Below are 19,557 nucleotides of genomic sequence, written 5' to 3' on the forward strand. Positions count from 1 at the left end.
TTGCCTTAGTTCGCGGGCTTGAAGCGGATCCTGGCGCCGGGGCACCCGTCGGCGAGCTGTTTGAGCTTGGCCTTCTCGGCGCTGTCGACGGTCAGCTTCCAGCGGAGCTTCGTCGCGACCCAGTCGGTCGCGTACCTGCAGGCCGCGGACTGCGCCGGCGGCATCCACTCGGCCGGGCCCCGGTCGCCCTTCGACCTGTTGGGCCCGAGAGACACCGCGACGAGGGTCGCCCGGGCGCCCAGGTCGTTGGCGTACTGCTCCCGCTGGCCGGCAGACCACTTCGACGCACCGGACGCCCAGGCTTCGCCGAGGGGAACCACGTGGTCGATGTCCAACTGTCGGTCGCGTGTGACGGTCTTCCCGTCGTAGTAGCTGGTCCACCTGCCGCCCGACAGCTTGCAGTCATCGCCCTGCCGCGGCTTGGTGATCGCCTCCTGAAGCAGGACTTCTTTGCGGGTGTCGCAGCCATCGTGGTCCGCGTCGACCCACAGATTGAACTTGCCCCGGTCGTACCCGCCGGGCCTCGCAGCCTTCAAGGGCAACTGCTGGACGGCCGCGCTCAGCCTCAGCCCGCCGGAGGTCGAGGCTACCGGCGAGCTTGCCGCCCGAGGCTGTCGCTTCCCATCCGGGCTTGCTGTCGCCGAGCAAGCCGAAGCCAGCACAACGACGGGAAGGAGGGCTGCGAGGCACCGCATCGTGGTGGACACAGCACCACCTTGGCATGGCCAACACATCGGTTCTATACCTCAGTTGAGTGGCGAACATCCTGCCCGCTGTGACAGTCCTCCATCCAGCTGCACTTCGCCTCTCGTATGTCCAACGACGGGCCCGTGCAAGAGCACAGGCATCACGCACCACAACCCTCGATGGCACCCGATCCACCGCGACCTCGCTGGGCTCCCGGCTGCCGCGCATCCCCGTTCTTGTACCCGACTACTGATCGACGAACTGCCCACATGTGTGCTCGGAAGAGGCATCGAAGAACGGCGAGGACAAGCCCATCAAGTGCGACGACCACTCACGCCTAAGGCCTGTCCCGTAAGTGATCTTGGGCGACATCGGCTGGGTCTACTGACCCACGGCCACGCACATGGGTGCAGCATCTCGAACACGACATTCCGCCGGGTCATTTCATACAGGAATCGCATGATGTGTGGTCTGGCGAAGGGTAGCGAAGTCCCCCGCCATGGTTGATATGTGATGGATGCCCGAATGGGGCGGGGCACACTCTGTGGCCCGGGGCCGTCGCTCACTGCAACGGCGCCTGGCCGGTGCACCCTGCCGTGCCGAATCCGACCAACTCCATGTGAGGAGCGGGATGCACGCCGCTGGCGTGTGCCGATGCCTTATGTCCGATCCCATCATGTCAGCGATCACGCAGTACGCAGCTGCAATCGCGGTCGCAGCGACCCTGTGGGGGCTGCGACGAGCGCTCCGGTACTGGCGTCTCCAGCGTGGAGGCTGCGCCGACGTCAAACAGCAGCCTTCCGGCGGCCGGGCAACCATCGCTCCCTCCGAGATTCGGGCTGAGCGAAGAACGTCGTCCGATGGACGACAAGAATCGTCGCCTGAAGGACGACAGGAGTCATGATGCGACGATCACGCGCAGAACGCCCCGAGGCGGAATGGGATCGGGAACGTGCATGGGCCCACCTGCTGGAGAACCCGGACGGGATCCGGTACCGCTCGCGGCAAGATCTCGACGGGACACCGCAACTCTCCGAGATCGCCCGCCGATACGACTCGCTTCGCGCGCGAGCCAGCGGCTTCCGGCAGCCAGACGCCACCGAGACAGACATCCTCGCGTCCCTCCTCGTCATCCGGGAACTCCGTGAAAAGCTAGAGGCCGACGAACTGCAGTTCATGAAGTTGGCACGCGAGAAACGCATCACCTGGTCACGCATCGCCACCGCATCGGAGATGAGCGGCCGGCAGTCGGCCGAGCGCCGGTATCTTCAACTCAGCCGCGCTTACACCCACCCCGATGGGCGCCTGCCACACACACAGAGCGAGCGCGTGGAACAAGCTCGTGATCTACGTAGCCGCCGCGCCGAGCGTCGGTGGGCACTCCAGCATGCGAGGACCATCCGGCGCATCGCAGACCAGCTCGCAGCAATCCCCAATCTGCAACAGCGTGTGGGGCGCTCCGACGAAGCCCGAATCATCTCCACCATTCATAAGGACGGCGAAGCCCGGAAAGGCCGGAAGACGACCGAAACAGTGCAGTTGCGATGGCCGACGGCCCTCAAGGAGTGCCTCCGAGAGGACGCACCGTTCCGCACCGACGTGAGCAAGACAGAGGAGGTCGCCTCCCACCGCTCCAACAGACGGGAACAGGAAGCAGACATCGTCCACCGCCTACTGGGACTCATCACCTACGCCAACTACCCCCGGAACATTGACCTTGGTGACCTACCTGACCTGGCCGAAGCGATTGCGGACCTATGTCACACCGCGGAGGCTCAAAGATGGGGCCGCTAACCAACGTACGCAACCCTCCTAAGGGCTGCCCCGCAATTCATCCTCGACGTGCCGGATGACTCTGCTCGTTGAGTGGTCATCCCGACGTGAGGTTGTGCAGGCGGGCGATACCGAGCACGGCATGATGGATGCCGTCGCATTCAGGCGGCAGTCACGCACCGTCCACCGAACTCATGGGACAGGACGGGATCGTGGTCAACGCCCTGGAGTCACCAGGAGCAACCCCTCTCTCCCTCCGCCCGCCGGGTAAGCGGGAGGCCATCTCGGTGCAGGTGCCGACCGTGGTCAGTTCATTACTGCTCGAGCGGAACACGGTCGAGGTGATCACTACGGGGCGGGTTCGAAGCGGTTGTCGGAGAGCCGCTCAAGCAGCGGACCGCTCGGGGCGATGGGGTTGGGGTATCGGTGGTCATCGTGATCCGCCGGCCGTCGAGGGTGCCGGCGCTCGTCTGCTTCGGGGTGTGCTGCGGCAGGCCTCACAGCATCATCAGCAGCACGGTGACGGCCATCGCGCCCAGCAACCAGCCCAATGCGCAAGGGGCGCGCTGGCCGTAGCGGAGCGGCCCAGTACAACCACAGGCGCAGCCGCTCGTGCCAGGGTCTGTGCCGGTCATGGCGGCGCATCTCCATCTCGCCGTAGTAGAAGTCCGCCGCGCCGGACTCATTCTTCGCGTCCTCGAAGCTTTGCGCAGCTCCCGGTAGACGGGTGCCAGGGCCGCCGGCTCCAACAGGGCAACCAGGTGGCGATCGGCTCTCAGCCGTTCTCGGGCCGGTCCTGGGCGACTCCCCAGTGCTGTTCCTTTGCCAGGGCCTGTCGCGATGTCCTGCACATCCGTCTGAGGCCACGGCGGCTCGTCGGCACGCGAGCCCGGCCAATTCCGCAAGCGTGCGTCGACTGCGGCGTAATGCTCGGTCACACTTGTTCCGCGTCGACACGACGTGCACGGCAACCACGGATCAGCCGTTTACATTGGTCAAGACACCTGAGCTTTGCTGCTGGGGCGTCCATGTGCATTCGCTGCTACTCCGTCGGGCCTTGTCATGAGAATAGGCAAGGTCGTGGCTGCTGCGTCCCAGATCCGAACGGTGTTGTCATCGCTCGTCGTCGCCAACCAGGTGCCGTCCGGGCTGATCGCCACGGTCTGCGCGGGGGCGGGGCCGGTCTGGTTCCCGTGCTCTTGCCCGGTGGCTGCGTCCCAGATCCGAACGGTGTTGTCATCGCTCGTCGTCGCCAACCAGGTGCCGTCCGGGCTGATCGCCACCGTCTGCGCGGGGGCGGGGCCGGTCTGGTTCCCGTGCTCTTGCCCGGTGACTGCGTCCCAGATCCGAACGGTGTTGTCATCGCTCGTCGTCGCCAACCAGGTGCCGTCCGGGCTGATCGCCACCGACACCACCGCGCCAGTGTGGCCCGTCAGAATGCGCCGTTCTTCTCCGGTGACTGCGTCCCAGATCCGAACGGTGTTGTCATCGCTCGTCGTCGCCAACCAGGTGCCGTCCGGGCTGATCGCCACCGACACCACCGCGCCAGTGTGGCCCGTCAGAATGCGCCGTTCTTCTCCGGTGACTGCGTCCCAGATCCGAACGGTGTTGTCATCGCTCGTCGTCGCCAACCAGGTGCCGTCCGGGCTGATCGCCACCGACACCACCGCGCCAGTGTGGCCCGTCAGAATGCGCCGTTCTTCTCCGGTGACTGCGTCCCAGATCCGAACGGTGTTGTCATCGCTCGTCGTCGCCAACCAGGTGCCGTCCGGGCTGATCGCCACCGACACCACCGCGCCAGTGTGGCCCGTCAGAATGCGCCGTTCTTCTCCGGTGACTGCGTCCCAGATCCGAACGGTGTTGTCATCGCTCGTCGTCGCCAACCAGGTGCCGTCCGGGCTGATCGCCACCGACGCCACCGCGCCAGTGTGGCCCGTCAGGATGCGCCGTTCTAGGAGGCCACCTGGCTCGCTCGCCTCGGCGGCTCCCATCTCCTCGAAGATTTCCAGCGCCTCCTGCCAGCACACACGTGCGCGATCCCGCTGTCCTAGCGTCACTAGTGCCCTGCCCAGGACCGTGAGCATCCTGCCGCGCATCCACTCGCCGCCGATACCCCGCAGTGCCAGAGCCTGTTCGGCGTGAGCTGCTGCCTGTCTCGGTCGGTCGGCAGCCAGGTATGCCTCGGCCATGCGGAAATGGGTGACGCCTTCCCACAGTGGCTGACGGCTCTGACGGAAGAGCGCTGCGGCCTGGTCCAGTTCGTCCAGTCCCTCAGCATTGCGTCCAGCGAGCGTCAGCGCGCGCCCGAGCATGTACTTTCCGTTGGCGATGCGCATCGTATGGCCGAGGAGTTCGTAGACCCCGAGTCCTTGCCGTGCCAGTTCGACGGCGTCGTCCTTGCGGCCGAGGGAGAGGACGATGTGCGACAGGTTGCACAGCGCGCTCGCTTCGCTGGGACGGTTGCCGTCCGCGCGGAACGCCTCGATCGCGCGGAGCAGATGGGCCTCTCCGTCGGTGAAGCGGCTCTGGCAATTGGCGATGATGCCGCGGTCGTTGAGCGACCAGCAGCCCGCGAGAGTGTCACCGGACGCCTCCGCCAGGAGCGTGGCGCGCTCTGCCTCCTCGTCGGCCTGGTCGAACCGTCCCGCGACGATGTGGACGTGCGTGAGCATGATCTGGGTGCGGGCCTCGGCCAGTACGTCGTCCGCCGCGCGGGCCGCGTCCCGTACGGTCGCGGCTGCGCGCTCGTAACGCAGCGAGTGGACACCGGAGTCGGCGCAGTCCTTGATGGCGATCAGCAGGTCCGCGGCGTGGCGGAGCATGCCGCGCTCGGCGGCCTGCTGAACGCAGGAGAGCACGCAGTCGGCCTCCGAGAACAGCCACGCCAGTGCGACGTCCCGGTCGGCGAAGTACATGCCGTCGGTGAGCGGCTGCACGAGATGGTCGACGGCGCGCTCACCCGGGCGTTCGATGGCGAAGACCTTGGAGGCCGTGGCGAGGTAGAAGTCCAGCAGCCGGGAGAAGGCAGCCTCCCGCTCGGACGGCGGCTGTTCGTCGCGCTCGGCGCAGGCACGGGCGAAGAGGCGCACCAGGTCGTGGAAGCGGTAGCGGCCGGGCGCCGCCGACTCCAGCAGGGACGCGTCGACCAGCGACTCCAGCAGGGACTCCGTCGTCGCGACCGGGCGGTCGAGCAGCGCCGCTGCGGCCTCGAGGGAGATGTCGGGGCCGTCGGCAAGGCCCAAAAGGCGGAAACCGCGGGCCGGTTCGGCGTCGAGCTGTCCGTAGCCGAGTTCGAAGGTGGCCTTGACGGCCTGATCGCCGACCTGGAGTTCGTCGAGGCGCCGGCGTTCGTCGGCGAGCTTCTCGGCGAGCGTGGCGACGGTCCAGGTGCGGCGGGAGGCGAGCCTGGCCGCCGCGATGCGGATGGCCAGCGGCAGGAACCCGCAGGCGCCGACCACCGCCATGGCCGCCTGGCGCTCCGCGGTCACGCGCTCCTTGCCGACGATGCGCGTGAAGAGCGTCATCGCCTCCTCGGGGCTCATCACGTCCAGGTCGATGAGGTGCGCGCCCGCGAGGTCGACCATGCGCACCCGGCTGGTGACCAGCGCCGCGCAGCCCGCCGTCCCGGCCAGGAGCGGGCGGACCTGCGCCGCGTCCCGCGCGTTGTCCAGCAGGGTCAGCACGCGGCGCCCCGACAGAAGCGACCGGAAGAGCGCGGATCTCTCCTCCAGCCCCTCCGGCACCGTCGCGTCGTCCACACCCAGCGAGCGCAGGAACGCCCCCAGCACCGCCTCCGGTTCGGACGCCGACGGGCCCGCGCCCTGGAGGTCCACATACAGCTGACCGTCCGGGAAGTACTCGGCCGCGGCGTGCGCGACGTGCACCGCGAGCGTCGTCTTGCCGACCCCGCCGATGCCCGCCACCGCGGAGACCGCCATCACCGTGCCCTCCGCCTGGGCGAGTTGGTCCTTCAGCTCCGCGACGAACGCCTCGCGGCCGGTGAAGTCCGCGACGGTGGCGGGAAGTTGAGCGGGCTGTGCGGGCTTGGCCGTGGCGGGGCCCGCCGGTTCGTCGGGGGCCAGTGCGAGGCCGTCGTCGGCCTCCAGGATGCGCTGGTGAAGTGCGATGAGCTCGGCGCAGGGATCGACGCCGAGTTCGTCCGCGAGCATCCGCCGCGTGTCGGCGAAGACCGCCAGTGCCTCGGCCTGCCTGCCGCTGCGATAGAGCGCCAGCATCAGCAGCTCCCGCAGCCGCTCCCGCAACGGGTGCGCGGCTGTCAGAGCTGTCAGTTCACTGACTGCCTCGGTGTGACAGCCCAGTTGCAGGCCCAGGTCGATGCCGTGTTCCTGGAGAGAGAGCTGCCACTCGGTCAGGCGGCTGCGGTGCCGCTCCGCGAAGGGCCCCGGCACATGTGCCAGAGCCTCACCGCTCCACTGGGCGAGCGCAGCCGTGTAGCTCTCGTGCGCACCCGGGCGGTCGCCGCTCGCCGTGGACTTCTCCGCGTCCGAGACATGCGCGGTGGCCACGTCCAGGTCCAGGACCACCTCGGAGTACGCGCGTCCGGGACGTATCGCGTATCCGCCGGACTCGCTGACCAACAGCTCCGCGTCGTCGCCGAGAGCCTTGCGGATGCGGGACGCGTAGGTGCGCAGCGCGGCCTTCGCCTGGTCCGGAGGCTCCTCGCCCCAGATGGCGTCGATCAGCTCCTCGGCCGTCGCGGTGTGACCGCCGCGCAGCAGCAGCGCGGCGAGCAGAGCGCGCTGCTGCGGCGAGCCCATGGGGATCTCCTGGTCGCCGCGGCGGGCACGGACCGGTCCCAGCACGGTGAAGCACAACTGGTGCTCCTGCCGCCCTTGACTCGCAGCTGCTGAGCGAGGTGGGGAGACCAATTGTTCTGTTCGTGTACGTGCCAAGGGGCCAAGTCCCCCTGGCGCCGCCGTGCGAGCAGGTACATCAGCTGCACGTGTCCCGGCCAGGTCGTTACGAGTCCGGGCCGCAGCAGCCTCGACGAACTCCTTCGCCTGGCGAACTCGTTCGCCATCGGGGTCCACAGCCATGGCCGTTACGTACGCCGCGTGAGCGAGACCGGCTAGGGCAGTCTTGGCGAGTGGGTGTCTCGCGCCGTAGTTGGCGAAGGCCTTCTGGGCAGCGACTGCTAGTACGTCCGAGGCCCGTTCCATACGCTCAGCCGAACCGACTACGTCAGCCACGCCCAGTTCTGCCGAAGCCAACGTGATCAATGCGGCGAGTGCCTGGGGGTGTTCGTTCCCCAGAAGCCCAACGATGGCTCGTGCGGTCGCTTCCAGTTCACGGACGAATGCCTCGCCAGCGTCCACATCCGGAGCGCTGTGAATCTCCCGTCCGGACTCCAGGAGGACAGACAGCGCGAGCAACCGGGTCTCAAGGGCTGCCCTATCGGCGGCCACGTCCTGACCTAGGCGGGACCGGGCAGCTGTCGCGAGGTCGTGGGCTGCGGCAGCGTTGTCTGTGCGCAGCATGATCGCTGCCTGGTTGGCCAGCGCCCGTGCCTCGGCCAGGCGGTCCGGCAACTCCTCACCGGTGGGAAGGCTACTGAGCGGGAGTAGCCTCAGCGCCATGTCCGTTTCATCACGGTCGACGAGAAGGATAATCAACTTGCTGCTTATTGCGCCGCGTTGATGAGGCGGAACAACGTTTGACCGAGTCCAGCGCGTCAGGGCATCGATGACAGTGCAGGAGAGGTCGTGAAGGCCCGCCGCATCCAGCAGCGAAACAAAGTAGGCGGCATGCTCAGGCGTCGTGGGATCCAACGCCATCGCTTCGCGGCTTACAAAGGCCGGAACGAGGAGTGCGAGCAGTCTCCTGGCATCCTCATCCCCACAAGCGGCGCTCTCTCCGGCTGGGATGATGTCTGACCACGACTCACAACCATCGGCCGCATTCGAAGACAGAGGCTCACGCATTGCCGCCCCTCACAGTTCACCATCGATCAGCCGTTGCATCGCGCGAAACCGGAGCTCGGTCGCCTGTCCAGTGTCAATGAGCCCACGGTCCGCCCACTGCTGCAGTGCGACGAGAAACGCCTCACCCTTGTTGATGTACTCCTGGGTACCACCGTTTGGATTCCCCGGCCCGGAGACTGAAGGCGCGCCCGATGGCGGCCGGATAACGTCGATCAGATGCCCCACGTGGAACTGGTCAAAGCGACGTAGAGCTTCGGCCACAGTGGCCGCAATCAGTACGTTGGCGGCTCGGCCGTCACTGGAACACCGGTCGAGAACCTGTTCCAAGAGTATGCCGAGCACAACAGGGTCCCGTCCTTCAACGGTGCCCTCAACAGGACCTCCTGAGTAGCCGGAGTAGTCCCCGAGATGCTGGTCGGCGGTCAACTGTAACGCCTCGATGACTCCGCCCCGCTCGCACTTGTGAGATGTCCGACCGTGATCGACAATGCCGCTGAGTCTGGCGTCGTCAGGGGCCGGACGATACGGGCCTTGCCACCGGTCGCCGGGAGAGGCAATGCCGGCAGCGGGGAGGGGATGGCGGACTTGGTCCACCTCAGCGATCTCGACCAGCGCTAGATCAGCTTCCTGGGCCAGTCGGCACACGTGGCCGCTCACCTGTTGCCCATCCGCGAACTTGATTTCGACCTTGTCGTCGAGAGGATCCAGCCTGGACAAGCAGTGCAAGGCTGTGAGCACGTACCTACGTGTGAGCAGAAAGCCGGCCCCCAGACGACGATCCGCTTGGGAGAGGTCCACCCAATAGCCCTTAGATGTCATGACGTTGTCGGAGTTCGCTCCAACGTGAGGGTGACCTCGAACGAGGCCTCTGCAGACGCCTTGGAGAGGATGACGCCTGCCTCCGCTCCAAGAGCAAGCCCGAAGGTCACCTCTGCACTGGCGATACCCCAGCCTTGATGTTGCGGCGCTTGCGCAAGCGACTGCTGAGCGATAGCCGACGCCTGAGCTATGGCTTCCTGCACCTCAGCCGCACGCTCTCCGAGTAACGCAGAGGTGCGTGTCCTGTTGCCAATCTGGCGTGAGCCGCTGGCATCGAGCGCGACCGTCTCCACTCTCACCTCTGGCAGTGTCACTGCGGACGTCCCCCGATCCCTTGTACTCAAGGCCCCGTGCTCCAGCCGCCATAAGGCTAGCGCCGCTTCACAATGTCGGGCCAACTTTCATCCGTTGCGAGCTCTTGAGTACTGCAGTCGTCACAGGAGCCTGGTCTGCCCATTGGCAGCATCTCGTGCGGGTAATCGCAGTTCAGGGACATGAGGAGCGGCCGGCGCAACGCGCGGTCACTCAGATAACCCATCTCTCTCACTCATGGTGACACCTGACAGGCTGTCACTTCCATTGAGGTGGCCTCATGACAGTGCTACGCGCGCGAAACGCGGTCTGCGTGCCGTTTCAGTCACACGCTGTCTGGGGCTGAAGGGGTCGGCGGGGGTGTGCGACGTTCTCTGCATGTCCTGCACAGCGGATTTCCGCCGGTGCCGTACCGGTGTCTGGGTTCGTGGGAGGAGGCGCACGGGCCGACCTGGTGGGCTCTGCAGTCCAGGTGCGCTGCCGCAACTCGACGGTCCGGGAGGGCGTGATTCTGTTCGGTGGAGGATCGGCAGCCGCCGGCGGGGCGGGTGTGAAGCCGGGGATGACCGCGCCGGTGTCCCGGACGGATCCCTCGCCACGCCTCTGCGCTTCCTCGGTCTGGCTGTAGTGGCACGTGCGGTCGAGGGGAAGGCGCTCGGATAAGTGCGGGATGATCTGGGGCTTTCTCTCTGTCTCCGTGTCTCGTGACCAATCACGTAACCAACAGGGACGATCTTGCTCAGCCCGGACCGGGAGGCGTGATCCGACTGGCGCTGGAAGCAGCCAGCAGATCCCACATGCGTCCCACGACCACCGACGCGATGTGGCCTGGACGTTCATTCTTCCAGGTCACGTCATCGAGGCCAGGTATCCGACCAAGCGCCTCTAAGCACTCCCCCGTTCTTCCGCTCAACGGTCGATTCGGCCGTGGACCGAGAAGCTGACGATCCATCAGGAAAGTCAGCATCAAGTCAGCATGAGGCCGGTTGAGACTGGCAACACTTGGTCGCACCTGCACATCACTGAAATGACACCACAGGGCATCTGACCTCCGAAGACGCTGGTTATCGCCAGCGGCCCCAACCGGCCCAAAGTTCGCGTGCCAGTGGAAGCCGAAGAGGTATTCCACCGAACGGCCGCGCTCCCAGACCGTCCGGGCAAACCGCGTCTGCACGTTGCCCGCGGCGACGACGACCTCAGGGTCGTCGAAGGCGGGAAGGATCCGCTCGATGTAGTCCCTCGCCAGTACCGTGTCGGCGTCGACCGCAAGCACCAACTCCCCTGAGCAGTGCGGGAGTGCGTAGTTCTGCGCCCGTGCCTTGCTGCCCAGATTCTGCGGCGGGCGCAGCACGGAAACACCGTAACGGCGCGCCACGTCTCCGGTCCGGTCCCGCGAGGCGTCATCGACGACGATGACTTGCTCCGGCGGCACCGACTGGCTGAGCACCGACTCCAGGGTGGCGGGCAGGCCCTCTTCCTCGTCGTGCGCCGGGATGATCACCGTGACGCTGCGGACCACGTGCTCACCCCCTGCGCCGCCGCGGTTGCTGCAGGACGTGCCCGCCGGCAGCGCCGCAGGGCCTTGCCCGCTATCACGACGGCTCCGACCACCCCGTACACCAGCACGCTGACACCGATGAACGGCAGCCCCCCGTGCATGGGCCCCTCCTCTTCGCGTATGACCCGGCGGCTCTCGCCGGGCACGGAAGACAAGCTAGCCCGCGATGGTCACTCAGAGTTCTGAGTCACTACTTTCTGTGGACGAGGCGCCGATTGTGGACATCTCGCTCACCCCTGAGCGGAGTTGCCGCCGGCGTTGCGGCTGTCTGTCCGCCGGCCCTCGGGTCCCTGATACCGCCGTGGGGAGTGCGCCAACTCCGGCGAGGACGACTCCAGCGGCACCGACCAGGACCTCACGAGGCCCAGCTGGGCAGCCTGCCTCGGCAGCAGCGCGTCGAGCAGCCAGTCGGCAGCCACACGCACGCGGTTCCCGGGCAGCGCAGCCAAGTGATAGGCGCGCGTCACCGCGTTGGCGAGCGGCCCGGACAGCGGCACCCCCAGCGGATTTGCCGCCGCCTGCACCCCGCCCAAGTCCACGGTGAAGCCCAAGTCGTTGTGCTTGTACGGGCGGCGCTGACCGTATCCGTAGGAAGCGGCTACGTTGTCCGCCACCGTCTTCCCCTGCCGCACGGCGTGCTGCCCGGTCATCGGCGTGTACTCGCCCGGCCGCGTCAGATCCGGAACCGCGGCAGCGTCACCGCACGAGAAGACCTCCGGATAACCAGGCACCTGCAGATACTTGTCGACGCACAGCCTGCCCTTCTCCGTGGGCAGGCCCATCTCTTCCACCAACGGGTCGGGGCGCACGCCTACGCACCAGATCAGTGACCGCGTCCTGACGAACTCGCCGTCGTCCAGGAGGACTCCCTCGTTTGTCGCCTCCTTCACCGACATGCCCGTCCGGACCTCCACGCCCCGCTTGGTCAGCACGCGGTGCGCCGTCTTCGACAGGCGCTCGTCCAGCTCCGGCAGCACACGGGGAGCGATGTCGAGCAGCATCCAGCGGGGCAGACTGTCACCTCGCAGCCCGTTGCCGGCCTTGCGGTGCTGCTTGGCGAGCGAATCGGTGAACAGCTTCCCGTGAGCCGCGACTTCAGTACCCGTGTAGCCGGCGCCGACAACCACGAAGGTGCAGCGCGCGTCGCTCTCGGCCGGGTCCTCCTCCGATGTCGCCATCGCGATCTGCCGCGTGATGTGATCACGCAGATACAGGGCCTCGGGCATGCCCCGGAAACCATGGGCGTACTCGGCGACCCCGGGAATGGGCAACAACTTGTTCACACTGCCCACAGTCAGTACGAGCCGGTCGTAACGCAGCTCTCCCCCGTTGCCCTCGGGGTCCACGTAGGTGATCTTCCTGGATGCCAGGTCGACCCCGTCCACCTCACCGAGCACCAGCCGCACCCCGCGCAGGGTGCCCGCCAGAGAAACCGACACCCGACGGGGCTCCAGCACGCCGGCGGAGACCTCCGGAAGCATGGGCAGGTAGAGGAAGTAGTCGTTCGGGTTGACGAGAACGATCTCCGCAGCCCCGCGGAACTTGCGTGAGAGCCGCCTCGCTGCCTGGTATCCGGCGAATCCAGCTCCGACGATGACTATGCGGGACCGGCTCACTGGTGGGCGCTCCAGACCTCGGGTGTACCTTCGCGGACCCTGCCCGCAGTTCCCTCGGCCCTCCGGCCCAAACCCAGGCCACCGCCCTATGCCGGCCCCATATGGGTGCGCGAGCACCTCGGCACGTCATGTATTGTTCTTCGTGCGCGAGCGGCGCGGGGCACGGGTCCCGAGCCGAGTCGGGCACCGGGACGTGGCGCAGTTTGGTAGCGCACTTGACTGGGGGTCAAGGGGTCGTGGGTTCAAATCCCGCCGTCCCGACAACACGGTAAAGCCCGCTGACGGAGAACGAATCTCCAGGTCAGCGGGCTTTCGTCTGTGCCTCCTCCGGGATCAGCGCACGATCCGCAGATGCTGCTGTGGAGGCGGCTTGGGGACCACTTGGGGACCAGAAGCTGTGCGCCCGGCGAGGAGATGGGTGTTGAGCGCGGCACCCGCCAGTTCGACAGACTGGTGATCAGGGTGCAGGTAGCGCTGGGTGGTGCTCAGGGAGCCATGTCTGGCGATCTTTCTGAGCACGTGGAGGGGAACGCCCGCATCTGCCATCCACGTCAGTCCTGTGTGCCGCAGATCGTGTCGACGCAAGTGCTCGTACCCGAGCCGGACCACGACCTCGTCCCAGTGCGTGGCGTCACGCAGTACGGCGGTCGATATCCGGCCGCCTCGCGGTCCGGTGAACAGCCGCGCCATCGGATCCCGGCCTACTGCCTCAAGTCGACTCGCGACCAAGGGGCGGATCTCGGGGATGCTTGGAACGAAGCGCCGTCTCTTCCCCTTGGTGCCCTTGTCGATCAGTCCGCCGGGTGGACGTAGCTGCTCAGAAAGAACGGCGAGTTCCCGGCGGGCCTCTACCAAGCCATCCGGAGTCAGTTCGTAATACCTCCGCTGAGGCCGTCCTTCGGCACCAGGATCGATGGCTTCGCGGCAGGATCGCAGCCATCCAGCCCGCTCCAAGCGAGCAAGGACCGGATAAAGCGAACCTGACGGCAGGCCCGTTTCCTTCATCAATTCCAGTCCGTAGCGAGAAGCGGCGAATCCTCATGGAACACCGGCAGTACTCGCGCGACCGTCAGCGTCACCTTCACTCGGCACCGTAACTCGTAGGTCACCTGCCCGAGCTTGATCGCCGGTCGAAGATCGAAAGCAGGACACGCCGAGTTACGTGGTGGTGTGCTAAGCGGCTAGCTCTCGCATCAAGGCGAGCTTGTATCAGCGCCGGCCACGCTCATCTCAATCGCGACGACCTCGCCGCCGATCATCCGATACGGATCCCCCGTATCGTGGCCCCGGCCCAGCGTCGGCCGCCCTCCGGCCAGTGCTGCTCCGGCAGTACTCCCTGAACGGGTCGGCACGAAGATGCAGTGGAACTCGCCAGCGGTTGCGGGCTTTGGCAGTGTTCAGTCGGTGTACGCACCCATCTCTCGGAGTCAGGTTGGCGCCTGACAACCTGTCACTTCGCCCTGATGCGTACGGCCCCTGACGCGCTCTGACACGCCGTCCGAGTCAAGCGGAGAGCGCCCTCGAACTCCGGGCGACGAGGACGGGGCGCTCGCAGCCCTGTGACGTTACCGGTTGGTGCCGCCTCTCCGTCAGCGTGAGTTGCTCTGGTGACGTCGGGGAACGGCCTCACTGCCGACCAATGCTCTGGCCGAACCGGCGCCGCCCGGCCCCTGCGTCCTCGAGCACCACGCGTTGAAAGAACTCCGACAGCTCATCCGACACCATGCACTTCATGACCCCACAGCCGCAGGTCACCGGACGTCAGCCCCAATAGAGACGAGCTCTAAGGCGACACACTGCATCCCCCCGTACCCGACCGGCTCTCTTGACCCGCGTGGCATGCGCCCTCTGAGCTCCGCCGAGGTCTCTGTCGACGCCCCTGGTGTGCTTCTGCGGACGGGGTTCACCGCGCGACGGTTGCGAGGACGTCGTCTCCCAGGCGCCGTATGACGTCCGTCGCCAGCCGGTGCCGCACCAGCTTGCCGTCCCGGGTGGAGCGGACCAGACCCGCGTCGCGCAGCGTCCGGAGCGTGCGCGAGACCTGCGGTTCGCTGGACCCGAGCCGGGCTGCCAGCTCTGAGGTGGTGATGGGCTCGCCCAGCAGATGACGGCACAGCTCCATCCGGGCCGGCGACCCCAGCGCCATCAGCCGGTCATGCAGGTCCCGCACGGTCAGCTGCCCGGCCGGGGTGGTGCCGCATGCTGCGTACTGCACCACGACGCACGACGAGTGCTCGTTCTTGACGGTCAAGTGCGGCCACACCCGGGCAGACGGCACCAGGACGAGCGAGCGCGGAGACACCTTGACCTCGTCGATCTGCAGCTTGTCCAACCGCACCCGTTCCCCCGGCCCGAACCGGGCGGCCGTCGGCAGCAGATTGGTGAGCACCGCCGCCGGTGGCCGGGCCGCCAGTCGGCGTCGTACCTCCCGGGCATGGTGCTCCAGGGCTGGACGCAGGGAGCGCCAGTCCTCGGCGAAGAACGCGCCGTCGGCGACGCGCAGCACCGCCAGCAGCCGGTCCCGCATGTCCGTCGGCGACGCCACCAACTGCCGTGCCAGCTCACCGCGGGCGTACGAGCGGCGCAGACAACGGCGCACGTAATCCTCCGCGGCAGAGGTGCCGGCACGCAGTTCGCCGATCGACGGCACGGCCCCGCGGGTGCCGAGCACCCCCGGGGCCACCAGTGCCGTGAAGTCCTCCGTCGGCAGCGCCGCTATCCCGGCCAGTTCCTCGTTCAGACCCGCGGCGAGCGGCAGCGTACGAGGAAAGAAGAGGCGGCAGCGAAAGCGTGCCCACAGGGGCGCGAACACCGACAGCTCGTCCCACAGTCCGGGTTCCGCCGCGACCGCGCGGGCCGCCCAGCCGGCGGCCTCCGGGTGGTGCTCGGGTTCGGCGAGCACGTGCAGACTCGCCATGAGTTCCGACAGCGCGGACGGCCCGACCGCCAGATCGGCGCTGTCGAGCCCTCCGAGGTCGAGGACGATGCTCACGGCCTCAGCCTACGGCGCCGCTCATCGCACCGGAGCTCCCGGACCGAGCGGGATCCCGATCAGATACCACGCGAAGAACAGCAGCACCCAGACCACCAGCATGATCATGGCGACAGGCAGGGTGAAGGAGACCAGGGTTCCGATGCCGGCCTTGCGGTGGAGGGTCTGCAGGTAGCCGATGCACAGCATGAACGAAGTGCTCATCGGGGTGATGGAGTTGGTGCAGGAGTCGGCGATGCGGTAGAGGGCCATGGTGGTGGCTGGGTTGGTGCCTAGCAGCAACAGCATCGGCACCAGCGCAGGCGCGATCAGGGCCCACAGGGCCGAGCCGGAGGTGATGACGAGGTTCATCAGGGCGACCGCGATGATCAGCACGGTGAACAGCACCAGAGCTGGCGCGCCGAGCTGCTTGAGGAAGCCGGCGCCTTCGACCGCGACTACCGTGGCGATGTTGGTCCACTGGAACAACGCCACGAACTGGGCGACGGCGAAGAAGAGCACCAGGAGCGGCGCGATGGAACGCACACCCTCCGCCATGGCTTCCGGTATCCCGCGGCTCCCGCGTATCCGCCCCGTGAGCCGCCCGTACACCGCGCCGATGAGCAGGAAGAAGACGGTGAGGAAGACCGAGATGGCCTCCATGAAGGTGGACTCCACGATAGCGCCCCCCTTGCCACGGAGCGGCGAGCTGGCGGGCAGCATCGCAGAAACGATCAGTGCGGCGTAGCAGAGCACGGCCAGCCCCGTCAGCTTCAGGGCCCGCACCTCGGTGGCGTCGTCCACCTTCGCGGCGACCACCTGCTGTGCAGCGGCTGCCTCCAGGTCCGGGTCCGGCGTCAGATGGTGCTCGCGCTTGGCGAGGATCTTGTCCACGACGAGGGCGATGGTTCCGGCGAGCACGAACGCGGACACCGTCGTGAAGTACATGTTGTCCGTCGCGCGGACCACCACGTCCGGGTCGACGAGCTGGGCGGCCTCGGTGGCCACCGAGGCGAAGAGTGCGTCGCCGGGGGCGATCAGCGGGTTGGCGTCGCCTGCCGCGTTGATTGAGACGAAGGCGACGATCATGCCGAGCATCGGGGAGCGCCCCACGGCGCGGAATGCCACCGCCCCGAGTGGTATGAGAACGACGTACGCGGAGTCGGAAAGGAACTTCCCCAGCACGCCGCCCAAGGCGACGCCCAGGACAACAGTGCGCGGGGACAGACCGGACAGCATGCGGCGTGCGAGCGCTTCGAAGAGTCCCGACCGCTCGGCGACGGCGACACCGAGCATCACCATCAGCACGGTGCCGAGCGGGCCGAAGGTGACGAAGGACTCCTGGGCACCGCTGATCAGGTCCCGTACTGCGTCCGCCGACAGGGCACTGCGGACGCCTACCGGGTCGCCCGAGGACGGGTCCTCGACCTTCAGGTCCGCGGCGTTCAGCGCGAAACTGGTGACGGCGACGATCCCGCACAGGATCCAGAACAGCCAGAACGGATGGGGCAGTGCGTTCCCCGCCCGCTCGACCTTGTCGAGAAGCCGCAGACCGCGGCTGCCCTCGTCGGACTCGGCGGCCGGTGCCTCCTGGCTGCGATTGTCGGTTGTCTTCACGGCGATCTCCACTGGGACGGCGGGAATGCGGGCACGGCGCGGCTCCTCAGCCGGCGGCGTGCGGATCAACATGGGGGGAGTGAACTCAGGGCCGGGCAAGCCCGGGCCGAGCAGGATCGGTACGAGAGAGCCGTCTCGGTGGCGAGGGGCCTCCTGGGTTGCGCTGCACAGTAGGTCCCGCATCCGGGCCCGTCACCGTCCCGGCGGAACAGTTGACCTGATGACGTCAAGTGATCGCCATGGTCGTGTCCACCGCTTACCGTCCCGGGTGTGACCACGTACGACACCCCTGCCCGCAGGCCCGAGCCCCTCCACCAAGGCGCGCTGTGGCGCCGCACGGTGCACATCCCGATGCGTGACGGCATTCTCCTCGCCGCAGACCTCTACTCCGCCTCACCGGCGCCGGAGGCGACCCCGCTCCCCGTGCTTCTGGAACGCACTCCGTACGGCCGGCGCGCGCGGCGCGGGTCGGATCAGGACCGCAGTGATGCACCGGTACCGCAGCCGCAGGACACCGCTCGGTACTTCACTGACGCCCGCTACCACGTCGTTCGGCAGGACTGCCGGGGACGGGGCGACTCCGAGGGGACCTTCGTGAAGTACCTCGGCGAGGGCCCGGACGGAGCCGACACGATCGCGTGGCTCAGGGACCAGCCGTGGTGCGACGGCAGGGTCGTGATGACGGGGGTTTCCTACTCCGCGCACGTCCAGGCTGCCGCGGCCGCGGAGGGGGTGACCGGCCTGGCAGCCATGTTCCAGGACTCGGGGGGCTTCTCTTCCGGCTACGACGCGGGGATGCGGATGGGCGGAGCCTTCGAGCTGAAGCAGGTGACGTGGGCGCTGCGGCACGCCACGAACAGCCCCGAAGCGGCGGCCGACGGGGTGCTTGCCGAGGAGCTGCGACGGGTGGACGTGGCGGGCTGGTTCGGTGCGATGCCGTGGCGGCCGGGCTGCTCGCCGCTGCGGCACCTGCCCGCCTACGAGGACTTCCTGCTGGAGCAGTGGCGGCAGGACACGTTCGGGGATTACTACCGCAACCCCGCGATCTACGGCCGCGGCTTCTACGACCGCTTCCCCGACGCACCGAGCCTGCACATGGGCAGCTGGTACGACCCGTACGTCCGCTCCACCATCGAGAACTTCACCGCACTTCAGGAGCTGAAGTCGGCGCCCGCGTACCTGGTGATGGGCCCGTGGACGCACGGACATCGATGCGAGACGTACGCCGGGGACGTGGACTTCGGCCCGCAAGCGACGCTGGACGGCAACCTCGCGCCGTCGTATCTGGAGTTCCGCCGCCGATGGTTCGACCGCGCGCTGGGCCGGGCAGGCGCCGGGAACCCGGACGACGAGGAGATGCCCACCGTCCAGTACTTCCTGATGGGCGGCTCCGACGGCGGGCGGGATGCCGCCGGACGGATGCGGCACGGCGGCGTGTGGCGCACCGACACCCAGTGGCCGCCGACGTCGGCCGAACCCATCACGCTCTACCTCACGGCCGACGGCGAGATCACCACCGCCCCGCCTACGGCTTCCTCCGCGTCGGTGACCTACGACTTCGACCCGCGCAACCCGGTACCGACCATGGGCGGCCAAATCACATCGGGCGAGCCGGTGATGACGGGCGGAGCATACGACCAGAACGCACCCGACGCCCGGGTCTACGGGGCACGCGAGCCGTATCTGCCGCTGAACTCCCGCCCCGACGTGGTCAGTCTGGCGACGGCACCGCTGGAGCGCGACGTGGTGCTGGCCGGTCCGGTGTCGGCCAGGCTCTACATATCCAGCACAGCCCCGGACACCGACTTCACCGTCAAGCTCCTCGACGTCCACCCGCCGAACGACGACTACCCGCACGGCTTCGCCATGCTGCTGACCGACGGCATCGTCCGCTGCCGCTTCCACCGCTCCAACGAGAGGCCGGAGTTGCTCACCCCGGGCGAGATCTACGAGATCGAAGTGACCGCCCCGGACACGGCGAACCTCTTCGCCGCCGGTCACCGTATCCGGCTCGACATCTCCTCCAGCAACTTCCCTCGATTCGACGTCAACACCAACACCGGCGAACCGGAGGCCCGCGCCCGCAGAACCGCAGTGGCCGCGAACACCGTGTACATGGACGCCGAGCGCCCCTCCCACCTGCTGGTGTGGCTGGAGGGAGGGGCCGAGGATGCACTGGCGGGAACGCCCTGAGGAGATGCCCACACCTGCACACCGCTTCGGCGGACCATCCGGCGCCTCGCAGCCCAGCGGAGCGCGAAG

At 67.4% G+C, this 19,557-nt stretch carries 12 protein-coding genes, 1 tRNA gene and 1 pseudogene; 3 read left to right on the plus strand and 11 right to left on the minus strand.

All coding sequences use genetic code 11. From position 1 onward, the window contains the following. Positions 1 to 5: 5 nt before the first annotated feature. Positions 6 to 536, minus strand: a complete 531-nt coding sequence (locus G4Z16_RS01420) for an HNH endonuclease family protein (RefSeq protein ID WP_246530613.1) — start codon at positions 534 to 536, stop codon at positions 6 to 8. Positions 537 to 1,590: 1,054 nt separating this feature from the next. Between G4Z16_RS01420 and G4Z16_RS01425 the strand changes: the two genes are divergently transcribed. After that, entirely contained in the window at positions 1,591 to 2,481 is an 891-nt protein-coding gene (locus tag G4Z16_RS01425; RefSeq protein WP_197348770.1) for a hypothetical protein, read from the plus strand. 476 nt (positions 2,482 to 2,957) lie between these two features. Here the strand turns inward: G4Z16_RS01425 and G4Z16_RS01430 are convergent, their stop codons facing one another. From G4Z16_RS01430 to G4Z16_RS01450, 7 genes and pseudogenes are all read right to left on the minus strand, one after another. Beyond that, positions 2,958 to 3,095 (minus strand): hypothetical protein, encoded by a 138-nt coding sequence (locus G4Z16_RS01430; protein WP_197348771.1) that lies wholly within the window; start codon positions 3,093 to 3,095, stop codon positions 2,958 to 2,960. A gap of 360 nt (positions 3,096 to 3,455) precedes the next feature. Next, entirely contained in the window at positions 3,456 to 4,310 is an 855-nt protein-coding gene (locus G4Z16_RS32250; RefSeq protein ID WP_425508144.1) for a WD40 repeat domain-containing protein, read from the minus strand. 3 nt (positions 4,311 to 4,313) lie between these two features. Continuing rightward, positions 4,314 to 7,517: pseudogene (afsR, locus tag G4Z16_RS01435) on the minus strand (SARP-family global regulator AfsR); the annotation flags it as partial. An 894-nt stretch (positions 7,518 to 8,411) separates the two neighbouring features. Then, a complete protein-coding gene (locus G4Z16_RS01440; RefSeq protein ID WP_197348773.1) occupies positions 8,412 to 9,221 on the minus strand; it encodes a S1 family peptidase in 810 nt (269 codons plus the stop codon). Then, positions 9,218 to 9,535 (minus strand): CU044_2847 family protein, encoded by a 318-nt coding sequence (locus tag G4Z16_RS32255; RefSeq protein ID WP_343070602.1) that lies wholly within the window; start codon positions 9,533 to 9,535, stop codon positions 9,218 to 9,220. The genes G4Z16_RS01440 and G4Z16_RS32255 overlap by 4 nt, the downstream gene beginning before the upstream one ends. Positions 9,536 to 10,272: 737 nt before the next feature. Further along, positions 10,273 to 11,052 (minus strand): glycosyltransferase family 2 protein, encoded by a 780-nt coding sequence (locus tag G4Z16_RS01445; protein WP_197348774.1) that lies wholly within the window; start codon positions 11,050 to 11,052, stop codon positions 10,273 to 10,275. Positions 11,053 to 11,321: 269 nt separating this feature from the next. After that, positions 11,322 to 12,707, minus strand: coding sequence for an NAD(P)/FAD-dependent oxidoreductase (locus G4Z16_RS01450; protein ID WP_197348775.1), 1,386 nt, complete (start codon positions 12,705 to 12,707; stop codon positions 11,322 to 11,324). A 187-nt stretch (positions 12,708 to 12,894) separates the two neighbouring features. On the opposite strand from G4Z16_RS01450, the gene G4Z16_RS01455 reads away from it, so the two are divergent. Further along, a tRNA-Pro gene (locus tag G4Z16_RS01455) sits at positions 12,895 to 12,968 on the plus strand. Between the two features lie 72 nt (positions 12,969 to 13,040). On the opposite strand, the gene G4Z16_RS01460 is transcribed toward G4Z16_RS01455, so the two are convergent. The 3 genes from G4Z16_RS01460 to G4Z16_RS01475 all read right to left on the minus strand — a co-directional run bounded on the left by G4Z16_RS01460 (position 13,041) and on the right by G4Z16_RS01475 (position 17,295). Next, complete coding sequence (locus tag G4Z16_RS01460) at positions 13,041 to 13,712, minus strand: tyrosine-type recombinase/integrase (protein ID WP_246530615.1); 672 nt, start codon at positions 13,710 to 13,712, stop codon at positions 13,041 to 13,043. Between the two features lie 898 nt (positions 13,713 to 14,610). Beyond that, positions 14,611 to 15,699: an ArsR/SmtB family transcription factor gene (locus G4Z16_RS01470; protein WP_197348776.1), complete on the minus strand. Its 1,089-nt coding sequence runs from the start codon at positions 15,697 to 15,699 to the stop codon at positions 14,611 to 14,613. A 21-nt stretch (positions 15,700 to 15,720) separates the two neighbouring features. Further along, on the minus strand, positions 15,721 to 17,295 hold the full coding sequence (locus G4Z16_RS01475; RefSeq protein ID WP_246530616.1) for an AbgT family transporter: 1,575 nt from the start codon (positions 17,293 to 17,295) through the stop codon (positions 15,721 to 15,723). Positions 17,296 to 17,565: 270 nt separating this feature from the next. Between G4Z16_RS01475 and G4Z16_RS01480 the strand changes: the two genes are divergently transcribed. Continuing rightward, on the plus strand, positions 17,566 to 19,488 hold the full coding sequence (locus G4Z16_RS01480) for a CocE/NonD family hydrolase (protein WP_197348778.1): 1,923 nt from the start codon (positions 17,566 to 17,568) through the stop codon (positions 19,486 to 19,488). Positions 19,489 to 19,557 lie beyond the last annotated feature (69 nt).

This window comes from Streptomyces bathyalis (assembly GCF_015910445.1).
GTDB classification, from domain to species: domain Bacteria; phylum Actinomycetota; class Actinomycetes; order Streptomycetales; family Streptomycetaceae; genus Streptomyces; species Streptomyces bathyalis.

Excerpts from the sequence above, each read along its gene's own strand:
- G4Z16_RS01425 (WP_197348770.1), top strand. The coding sequence starts at position 1,591 with ATGCGACGATCACGCGCAGAACGCCCCGAGGCGGAATGGGATCGGGAA.
- G4Z16_RS01430 (WP_197348771.1), bottom strand. The coding sequence starts at position 3,095 with ATGACCGGCACAGACCCTGGCACGAGCGGCTGCGCCTGTGGTTGTACT.
- G4Z16_RS01460 (WP_246530615.1), bottom strand. The coding sequence starts at position 13,712 with ATGAAGGAAACGGGCCTGCCGTCAGGTTCGCTTTATCCGGTCCTTGCT.
- G4Z16_RS01440 (WP_197348773.1), bottom strand. The coding sequence starts at position 9,221 with ATGACATCTAAGGGCTATTGGGTGGACCTCTCCCAAGCGGATCGTCGT.